Below are 7647 nucleotides of genomic sequence, written 5' to 3' on the forward strand. Positions count from 1 at the left end.
ATAACGAAGCCGGTTGGCTAGATCGTAAACCACGTCAAGTAGAGCAGATAAATCAAATAACTTCTATATGTACAAATACCTGTTTATTTGCAGAAAAATATGCGTAGTTTGTTCTAAATTAAAAGACATTATATGGGAACCACTCTGTGCCACTTCATTCAATCGTTATTCGCGGGCTTTTTCCACTGCATAGCTCGGAGTTGGTATCAATAAAACGATTAACACAGGCACTGCGGCAAAGCGTTTCATTAATTATTTCCTGTTAGCCCAAACGCCTTAATCAAGCTATCCGGTAAAAATCCTTATACCATTCAACAAACTTTCTAACCCCGTCTTCCAATAGTGTAGTGGGCTTATAGCCCAAATCATGCACTAAACCCGCAACCTCGGCATAAGTGTCCGGCACATCGCCCGACTGCATCGGCAAAAAGTTCTTTATCGCCTGTTTACCTAAACATTTTTCCAGCGTTTCAATGAACGTTAACAGATGCACGGGATTATTGTTGCCGATGTTGTATAAACGGTAAGGCGCAAAGCTGGTTGCTGGATCGGGATTTTCACTTGACCAGTCGGCATTGGCTTGAGCCGGTTGGTCGATAACCCTGATCACACCTTCAACGACGTCATCTATATAAGTAAAATCGCGACGATGGTTGCCGTAATTAAACACGTCAATCGGCTTTCCTTCGAGGATATTGCGGACAAACAAAAACAGGGACATATCCGGCCTGCCCCAAGGACCGTAAACGGTAAAAAAGCGCAAGCCGGTAGTCGGCAGGTTATAAAGATGGCTATAAGCATGAGCCATTAATTCATTGGCTTTTTTAGTGGCCGCATAGAGGGAAACCGGATGATCGACATTGTCATGAACAGAAAACGGCATTTTGGTATTTGCGCCGTAAACCGAACTGGATGAAGCGTATGCTAAATGCTCGACGGCGCCTTGCCTACATCCTTCCAGTATGTTGATGAATCCGACTACATTCGAATCGATATAGGCATAAGGATTAGTAATGGAATGTCTTACGCCGGCTTGTGCCGCCAGATGCATAACTCGCTGAAAGCTCTCACGAGCGAAAAGCTCTTCTACTGAAACTTTATCTGCAATTTCAAGTTTAATGAATTTAAATCGGTCATAGCCTCGCAACAGTTCTAATCTTGCCAGCTTCAAGTTAACATCGTAGTAATCGTTAAGATTGTCTATGCCGACAATCTCATCGCCTCGCTCCAGCAACTTTTGGCTAAGGGCTGAACCTATAAACCCGGCGGCTCCTGTTACCAATATCTTCAAAATGCCTCCTAATAATCCTAAATATCTTTTCCTGGTTCCTATTGGCTCCATGAGAATCCCGACAAGCCGTCATGGATGTCGCAAACTTTAACCGAGTATCCATGCGGCGCATAAATACCCGGAGAATAGAGCGTCCGACTTATTCAATCAATGGCGCTTCCTCAACCAACTAAATTCGAACGCTACCCGGCTCGAGACTGACCTTGGATGGTGGCTACAATCCTCCTGTTGCCTCCATGGTTGCGGTGCTCACACAGGTAAATGCCTTGCCAAATACCCAGATTAAGCGCGCCTTTGGTAATAGGAATGGTGCAACTGGAGCCCAGCAAGGTGTTTTTTATATGGGCAGGCATGTCGTCTTCACCCTCATAGCCATGCTTATAATAAGGCGCTCCTTCCGGCACGAATCTATTAAAGTGGCTTTCCATATCCATACGCACTGTAGGATCGGCGTTCTCATTAACTGTCAACGATGCCGATGTATGTTTGATAAAGAGATGTAGTAGCCCGCATTCTATGGTGGCCAATTCCGGAATAGCTTTTAGGATTTCACCGGTAATCAGATGAAATCCCCTGCTTCTTGCTGATAATGAAAATTCTTTTTGTATCCACATTAACAAAACCTGCTTTATGACTTTAGATGCCGGGTCAAACGGCATATTGTAGAGGAAAAAGACTTATAACGATGCCTGATAAAGAATATATCCTGCACCCGCTTCTCTTGTTTCCATGAAGACGCAAAGAAAAACATACCCCCTGCCCTTCATATTTTCATGGTGAATAAAATTGCGTAACTCTACGTTATTCACTAAAACTAATGATTCAAGGATCTTGCCAAACGATGTAAAGCTTCACTGCCGTGATTGAACAACGGCCAGCCGTCCCCGGTTAAAACGGCTTTAATATCAGGCAAATCGGCAATGCGTTTGACCGATTGAACTGCCTTGCTTTTATCAGCCAGCTTTTGGTCCGGTAACATGCATAATTCACCGCCGATATGACAGCGGATTAAATCGCCGGTTATTAACGTGCTGTGCTCCAAAAGCAGCGCCAATTCTCCCGGCGTTTTAGAGCCGTTAAGCTGGTACGCAATCAAACCGGGAACAATTTCTTCGTGATCATGAAGCCAGCGGGCGCACTCCAGAGGAAACGTTTCTTCCTCGCCTGCCGGGCCATAAATAGCGGCACCGGTCATCTCGGCTATATGCTCGGCATCACGGCAATGATCGCTATTGGTAATAACGATAAAACCGACCCCGCCCAAGCTTTGCAAGTGGCTGTGATCATGTTCGGACATAGTCAAAGGATCGATTAAGACGTTACCGCCGTCACGTACCCAAAGCACACTATGAAAATCCAGATTACGTTCCCGATTAAATTCCGACCAGCCAAACAAGTCCTTTCTGTGTAATTGTTTCATTGCCAACCTCTTGAATTCATAATTTTGCACCTTGTCTCACGATACTTTATGTATCGCTGCTTTATTAATCGCCTTCATCAACCCGACATTCTATAGCTTGTGTCTATTATTCAAAAATATCAAGCTAAAAGGCAAGGCTAAGCCGCGCGCCAGCTAAAATATCAGCTGAAGTTGTAATACTCGTAGTCTTGCCTAGGTTTTTTTGTATAATCAAATTCATTTCCAGATTATTATCCAATAATGCAGACTCCTTTTAAGACTATCGGCATCATAGGCAAGCCCAGCGATCCCAGCATCGCCACGTCTTTAACTGCCCTGCATGCTTTCTTAAAGCAACATCAATATACGGTCATCGTCGCTAAAGACAGCGCTCATTTCATTAATCATCCGTCTGTTAAATCCTGCTCCATAGACACACTGGGTCAGCATTGCGAGCTGGTTATCGCCGTTGGCGGCGACGGCACTTTTCTTGCTGCCGCCCGCGCGATAGTTGAATACGATATTCCGTTGATCGGCATCAACCTGGGGCGGCTGGGTTTTCTGGTGGACATATCGCCTAACGAGCTGTCCGATAAACTGCTCCGCATTCTTCAAGGTTATTACACTGAAGAAAAGCGCTATTTGTTGCGCACCAAAATCATCCGCGACGGGCAAATTATCCACGAAGAAACTGCCGTTAATGAAGTGGTTGTCCACCGCTGGGTAACGCCCAGCATGATAGAAATCATCACCAAAATCGATAATGTATTTTTAAACTCGCAACGCTCCGACGGCCTGATTATCTCTACACCGACCGGATCAACCGCTTATTCACTGTCAGCGGGCGGGCCTATTTTGCACCCTGCATTAAACGCGCTGGTATTGGTTCCGCTTAATCCTCATACTTTATCGAATCGGCCTATCGTGATAAACGATTCGGTTGAAATTGAAATAAGCTTTTGCCAGACTAAACAAATCAATGCCTTGGTGACTTGCGATCACATTGAAATTCCGAAGGTGTTAATCAGCGACAAAATTTTAATTAAAAAAGAGCCTAAACCTATTAGAATTTTGCACCCGGAAGGCCATGATTTCTTTTATATACTCAGGCATAAATTAAATTGGAGCAGTGGTTACCACACAGACAATCATGCTATTAAACCTTAATATCATCGACCTCGCCGTCGTTAAATCGTTAGACCTCGACCTGGAACAAGGTATGTCGGTGCTGACCGGCGAAACCGGAGCCGGTAAGTCTATTTTATTAACCGCCTTGGGACTTGCGTTGGGCGACCGGGCCGATTCCGGCTATGTGCGTCCCGATTGCAAACGTGCCGAAATTAATCTGGAATTCGATTTAGCCGATGCGCCGTTAGCGCAGCAATGGCTCAAAGACAATGAGCTGGATGCCGAGCAGCAATGCCTGATCCGACGCGTTATCAATCATGATGGGCGCTCAAAAGCCTATATCAACAACCGGCCGGTTACCTTGCAGGCGTTGCAGGAGCTCAGCGAAAAGCTAGTCGAAATTCACGGCCAACATGCGCATTTAACCCTACTCAATGCTGACGAGCAGCGCCGCCTACTGGATGCCTATGCAAAAAACCACCCCTTGCTGGACAGCGTCAACGCCTGTTACCGGGAATGGCATCAAACCAGTAAAGAGCTGGCAAACCTGATTAAATCCAGCGTCGACCAAACCGAGCGCGAAGAATTGCTGCGCTATCAGCTTGAAGAATTGCAGCAGTTGGATCTGGCAAATTTCAACTATGCCCACCTTTCGGAGGAACACGCTAAACTTGCCAATCTGGGCCAGATCTTAAGCACCGGGCAAGCTCAGGTTGATATGCTTTATGAGAACGACCAACTATCGGCCAATCAAATGCTGAATCATTGCCTGACCGAATTAAACCACATTGCCCAATTTGCGCCCGAATTAAACGAAATATGCAGCATGCTCTCCGAAGCCCAGATTCAGGTTGAAGAAGCATCGCTTCAGTTACGCCGCTTTCTTGAGTCGCAAGAAGCCGATCCGCAATATCTGGAAGACCTGGAAAACCAGATCGGCATTATTCAGAGCCTTAGCCGCAAACATCACGTTACTCCGGATGAACTGCCGGAGTTGGTCGGCAAACTGGAGAGCGAACTCGACGGCCTGACCCACAGCAGCGAACGCATTGACGCGTTAACGGCAAGCGCCGAACAATTGCTTGCCCAATACCACCAATTAGCCGCGCAATTGTCAGCGCAACGCAAACTTTGCGGCAAAAAACTGCAACAACAGATTTCAGCGATGATCAAGGAACTGGGCATGCCGCAAGGCGAATTCCTGGTCGATATAGGCGCGCTGGATAGCACCATCCCCAAACTGAACGGCAAAGATAAAATCGAATTCCTGGTCAGCGCCAATCCCGGCCTGCCAGCAAAACCACTGGCTAAAGTGGCTTCCGGCGGCGAATTATCGCGCATCAGCCTGGCGATTCAAGTCACTACGTCCAGCGATAAAACCACCCCGACCATGATTTTTGATGAGGTAGACTCAGGCATAGGTGGAGGCATTGCCGAAATCGTCGGGCAGAAACTGCGCAGCTTAAGCCATAACCGGCAAGTCATGTGCGTCACTCACCTTCCACAAGTCGCTGCACAAGCGCATCATCATCTCTACGTTGAAAAAAACAACCGAACCGATATGACTTCTTCCAATGTCCGCTTACTGGAAACGGAAGAGCGTGTTGAAGAAATTGCCAGAATGCTGGGCGGGATCAATATCACCGCCAACACGCTGGCACACGCCAAAGAAATGTTGTATCAATCTACCTCCGGTATCTAGCCGGGAAATATAATTACAGGAAACTTAAACCTATGAACAGATTTCCAGCAGAATGGGAAAAACAATCCGCTGTTTTAATCGCGTGGCCGCATAAAACCGGCGACTTTCGTAATCTTGAAACTGTAGAACAATCTTATAGCGTTATTGCCGATACCATTAGCCAGTACCAAAAACTGCTTATCGTGTGCCGTGATGACAGCCATCAGCAACATGTCCAGGCCTTAATAAGCAAGTCCGACAACATCGACTTCATCCACGCCGCAGTAAATGACATCTGGGTCAGGGATACCGTTTTTCTAAGCGTCGAAAAAGACGGCGCAATCATGCATATGAATTTTCTTTTCAATGGTTGGGGCGAAAAATACTCGCACCAAAACGACAATGCACTTAATCACAAACTGTTAAACGCCAAGCCCTTTAAAGGCGCCAGCCACACCGATGTCGATTTCATTCTGGAAGGCGGCAGCGTCGAAAGCGACGGGATAGACACTCTCTTAACCACCAAACAATGCCTGTTAAATCCAAACAGGAATAATGGCCTGAGCCAACAGGACATCGAACAGCAATTGCTCCAGCACTTGGGTGCAAAACGGGTGTTCTGGCTGGATCAGGAAAACCTGACCGGTGACGACACCGATGCCCATATCGATACCCTGGCGCGCTTTTGCTCAGCCGACACCATTGCTTACACCAGCAGCAACGATGCCGAAGACCCGCATTACAACAGCCTGAAATTCATGGAAACGCAACTACAGGCGCTTAGAACTCAGGATGGAGACGTCTATCATTTGGTACCGTTACCGCTGCCGAAACCTATTTATGATGAGGACGGCCAACAACTCCCGGCCAATTATTCCAACTTTTTAATCATCAATCACGCCGTCATGGTGCCGGTTTACGGCGACCCGATGGATGAGGTTGCATTGGAACGCTTGGCCGGTTGCTTCCCCGATCGCAAGATTATTGGCGTTCCTTGTCAGCCCTTGGTACATCAATACGGCAGCCTGCATTGCATGACTATGCAGTTTCCTGAGGGAACCTTGAGGGCTGTCGGTTAACACTCGACTCTATTGCAACCTTGAGCAGAACGCGGTTTCAAGCCGTGTCCTGCTCAAGAATCCGTTATTACGATATGCAAAACCACGATATTAGATGGATTTAACGGTTTAACAATATAAACAACTATTATCAAGCGTTTGTGAAGCTACAGAAAAAGCTCAGCACATTAGTCGAAAAAGAGTAGCCATAAACCATGAAATACGGTCTAAAAGAACAAACCATCGAGCAGATTAATTCTGTTTTTACCCGTTATCCTGAAGTAGAACAAATCATACTTTACGGCTCACGCGCAAAAGGCACTTATAAAACCGGCTCGGATATTGATCTGACACTAAAGGGTAACAACTTGGATTTGGCGATGATCAATAAGATAAGTAATGATATTGATGATCTGCTCTTGCCCTACAGTTTTGATATTTCAATTTTCAATCAGATAAGCAATGCAAACCTCGTTGACCATATCAACCGGGTTGGAGTTGCTTGTTATGAATCTCAAAAATCAGTTCAGCGTATTCATGCCGACCATTAAGCGTATTGTTTGTGTTGCTATACGTCAGTTGCGCGAAGACTCATAAATGCTTCTAATTTTTTAGCTTCCTAACATAAAGTCTATAACCATTAAAACTTGTTTTGAAAAACCAAATTTATCTCGACTATGCAGCAACAACTCCCATGGTGCCCGAAGCTGCGGCAGCTATGGCGCAATGTTTAACAATGGATGGCATATTCGCCAACCCCGCTTCCTTACAGCATGAATTTGGCGACCGGGCGAATGACTTAATCGAGAGGTCGCGAGCCGAAATCGCATCCTTGTTGAACTGCAACCCGAACGATCTGATTTTCACATCAGGTGCAACCGAATCGAACAACCTTGCTATCAAAGGAATTGCCCTTAGCTATCAAAAAAGAGGCAACCACATCATTACATCGGCTAGCGAACACAAAGCCGTGTTAGATACCTGTAAATACCTTGAGAGCACCGGTTTTAAGATCACCTTCCTAAGGCCCGATCTGAGGTATAAATAAATCTGGTGTATGGCGAACTTGAATAAAGGTGGCGACCTCTGC

At 46.1% G+C, this 7647-nt stretch carries 8 protein-coding genes; 5 read left to right on the forward strand and 3 right to left on the reverse strand.

What is annotated here, in order from left to right; all coding sequences use genetic code 11:
* Positions 1 to 280: 280 nt before the first annotated feature.
* The 3 genes from V7051_RS14280 to V7051_RS14290 all read right to left on the reverse strand — a co-directional run bounded on the left by V7051_RS14280 (position 281) and on the right by V7051_RS14290 (position 2711).
* The gene (locus tag V7051_RS14280; protein WP_333875889.1) at positions 281 to 1291 is read right to left on the reverse strand and encodes an NAD-dependent epimerase; all 1011 of its coding nucleotides are present in this window, start codon (positions 1289 to 1291) and stop codon (positions 281 to 283) included.
* A 182-nt stretch (positions 1292 to 1473) separates the two neighbouring features.
* Positions 1474 to 1905 (reverse strand): secondary thiamine-phosphate synthase enzyme YjbQ, encoded by a 432-nt coding sequence (locus V7051_RS14285; RefSeq protein ID WP_333875890.1) that lies wholly within the window; start codon positions 1903 to 1905, stop codon positions 1474 to 1476.
* A 200-nt stretch (positions 1906 to 2105) separates the two neighbouring features.
* Positions 2106 to 2711: an MBL fold metallo-hydrolase gene (locus tag V7051_RS14290; RefSeq protein ID WP_333875891.1), complete on the reverse strand. Its 606-nt coding sequence runs from the start codon at positions 2709 to 2711 to the stop codon at positions 2106 to 2108.
* Between the two features lie 240 nt (positions 2712 to 2951).
* Here V7051_RS14290 and V7051_RS14295 point away from each other — a divergent pair, with 240 nt between their 5' ends.
* The 5 genes from V7051_RS14295 to V7051_RS14315 all read left to right on the forward strand — a co-directional run bounded on the left by V7051_RS14295 (position 2952) and on the right by V7051_RS14315 (position 7605).
* A complete protein-coding gene (locus V7051_RS14295; RefSeq protein ID WP_333875893.1) occupies positions 2952 to 3857 on the forward strand; it encodes an NAD(+) kinase in 906 nt (301 codons plus the stop codon).
* Complete coding sequence (gene recN / locus V7051_RS14300) at positions 3841 to 5520, forward strand: DNA repair protein RecN (protein WP_333875894.1); 1680 nt, start codon at positions 3841 to 3843, stop codon at positions 5518 to 5520. The genes V7051_RS14295 and recN overlap by 17 nt, the downstream gene beginning before the upstream one ends.
* Positions 5521 to 5552: 32 nt before the next feature.
* Positions 5553 to 6578 (forward strand): agmatine deiminase family protein, encoded by a 1026-nt coding sequence (locus V7051_RS14305; protein WP_333875896.1) that lies wholly within the window; start codon positions 5553 to 5555, stop codon positions 6576 to 6578.
* Between the two features lie 194 nt (positions 6579 to 6772).
* The gene (locus V7051_RS14310; RefSeq protein WP_333875898.1) at positions 6773 to 7108 is read left to right on the forward strand and encodes a nucleotidyltransferase domain-containing protein; all 336 of its coding nucleotides are present in this window, start codon (positions 6773 to 6775) and stop codon (positions 7106 to 7108) included.
* A gap of 101 nt (positions 7109 to 7209) precedes the next feature.
* Complete coding sequence (locus tag V7051_RS14315; RefSeq protein ID WP_333875900.1) at positions 7210 to 7605, forward strand: aminotransferase class V-fold PLP-dependent enzyme; 396 nt, start codon at positions 7210 to 7212, stop codon at positions 7603 to 7605.
* Positions 7606 to 7647: the final 42 nt, after the last annotated feature.

Origin of the sequence: Methylobacter sp., assembly GCF_036845245.1 — a bacterium.
Taxonomy (GTDB): domain Bacteria; phylum Pseudomonadota; class Gammaproteobacteria; order Methylococcales; family Methylomonadaceae; genus Methylobacter_A.

Coding starts and splice junctions, on each gene's coding strand:
- V7051_RS14285 (WP_333875890.1), bottom strand. CDS start 1,905: ATGTGGATACAAAAAGAATTTTCATTATCAGCAAGAAGCAGGGGATTT.
- V7051_RS14290 (WP_333875891.1), bottom strand. CDS start 2,711: ATGAAACAATTACACAGAAAGGACTTGTTTGGCTGGTCGGAATTTAAT.
- V7051_RS14295 (WP_333875893.1), top strand. CDS start 2,952: ATGCAGACTCCTTTTAAGACTATCGGCATCATAGGCAAGCCCAGCGAT.
- recN (WP_333875894.1), top strand. CDS start 3,841: ATGCTATTAAACCTTAATATCATCGACCTCGCCGTCGTTAAATCGTTA.
- V7051_RS14310 (WP_333875898.1), top strand. CDS start 6,773: ATGAAATACGGTCTAAAAGAACAAACCATCGAGCAGATTAATTCTGTT.
- V7051_RS14305 (WP_333875896.1), top strand. CDS start 5,553: ATGAACAGATTTCCAGCAGAATGGGAAAAACAATCCGCTGTTTTAATC.